This is a genomic window from Microbacterium sp. Leaf351 (assembly GCF_001423825.1).
GTDB lineage: Bacteria > Actinomycetota > Actinomycetes > Actinomycetales > Microbacteriaceae > Microbacterium > Microbacterium ginsengisoli.
In genome coordinates this window covers 22912-23732 of record NZ_LMPK01000021.1, presented here as the reverse complement: position 1 = coordinate 23732, position 821 = coordinate 22912, and the positions used below count along the sequence as shown (strand labels likewise).

Here is an 821-nt window from a genome sequence, read left to right as displayed (position 1 = left end):
CCTCGAACCGCTCCACCATGAGCCCGTCCGTGCCGGTCCACGCCTCCGAGACCTGACGCCGGTTCGCGCGAACTCCGTCGGGACGGGCCGAGTACGGCACCAGAGCACGGGCGAGGACCACCACGAGGTCGATGCTGCGAGAACCGACGGTGACAATGCCCGCGAGCACCGAGCGTGATGCCTCACACAGCAACAGGGTGAGATCGGGGCGGATCGGTTCGCCATCGCATTCGACGAGGATCTCCATCGGGGTCGTGTCGATCAGCACCTGCTCACCGGGTCGCACGCCGGTACGTAATCCGTGCATGTGATCCGGCTGATTGGCTGTGGTGCGACGTGCGCGGGCGCTGCCCAACGTGTGCTTGCCGGCATCGAGTTCATTCAGCAGCCGGTACATCGTCGCCCGGCTCGGCATCGGCACGACACCCTCGCCGAAGCGGTCGTCCAGCTCCCTGCGGACGAGCCAGATCAATCGCGTCCCGGTGCCGGTCGACTTCCGCTCCTGCCCAGCCTGGACGGTCAGAATCGCGTCGATCAGGCGCTCGTCGTAGGAGCGCCCGGGCATGTCGGCGAGGCCGTGGCGACGTCGATCGAGAAGACCGCTGACCCCGAACTCTTCGAGGGCGCGTTGCTGACGCGAGACCTTGACCGGGCCGTAGCCGGTTCCGAGACGACGGTTGACGTCGTCGATAACTTGCTGCCGCGCCGCGGGCTTGGTCACGCCTGCCGCCACGAGCTTGTCGAACCGGGCGAGTTCCTCCAGCCACACGTCGACGATCTTGCGATCGCGCGCGTCGAGATCCTGCAGGCTGCGCAGGTCC

At 67.2% G+C, this 821-nt stretch carries 1 pseudogene; it reads right to left on the bottom strand.

Features of this window, described 5'->3' with window-relative positions:
* Positions 1-821: pseudogene (locus ASG00_RS17645) on the bottom strand (hypothetical protein); the annotation flags it as partial.